This is a genomic window from Filobacillus milosensis (assembly GCF_004402015.1).
Classification (GTDB): Bacteria; Bacillota; Bacilli; order Bacillales; family Alkalibacillaceae; genus Filobacillus; species Filobacillus milosensis.
Genome location: NZ_SOPW01000052.1, coordinates 1 through 540 on the forward strand (window position 1 = coordinate 1; position 540 = coordinate 540).

The window sequence follows — 540 nt, forward strand, 5'->3', positions numbered from 1 at the left end:
GGAGTTGGACGGATAAAGGCATAGTATCCGTTTTTCACCATGTCCGCGATGACCAAGGCATCCTTTTTGTCACTTTTTGATTGGGTGTTATCACGGTTTTCTTTGTTCTTTTTAACAAGATGAGGATTAACCGTTACCACATCCATGTTTTGTTCGTGTAGCCATCTGGACAGGTTTAACCAGTAATGACCGGTAGGTTCCATTCCGATTATTTCAGTTACAAAACCATTAGTAGCTTTTAATTTGTTGATCCAATTTAGTAGTCTAGTAAAGCCAACTTCGTTATTTTCAAACGAGATTGGATGACCAACTGCGATACCTCGGAAATTAACAGCACGAGCGACGTGAATATGTTGAGCAATATCCACACCAATGACGAGGTGTTGGTCTGAAATTCTTTCAATAAGTTGATTTTGTTGATTTTGCATTTTATACTTCATATAAGAGTTCCTCCTAAGAATTGGTTTACTTGTCTATAATCATCTTAGCGAGGGACTCTTTTTTTATCAAACTTGAAATTTAACGCTCTACAGGAATGCT

1 protein-coding gene is annotated in these 540 nt (G+C 37.6%); it reads right to left on the reverse strand.

Features of this window, described 5'->3' with window-relative positions; all coding sequences use genetic code 11:
• Window positions 1-440, reverse strand: a 440-nt coding sequence (locus E3U55_RS17080) for an IS110 family transposase (RefSeq protein ID WP_153801980.1), incomplete at its 3' end; no start/stop codon positions are given.
• Between the last annotated feature and the right edge of the window lie 100 nt (window positions 441-540).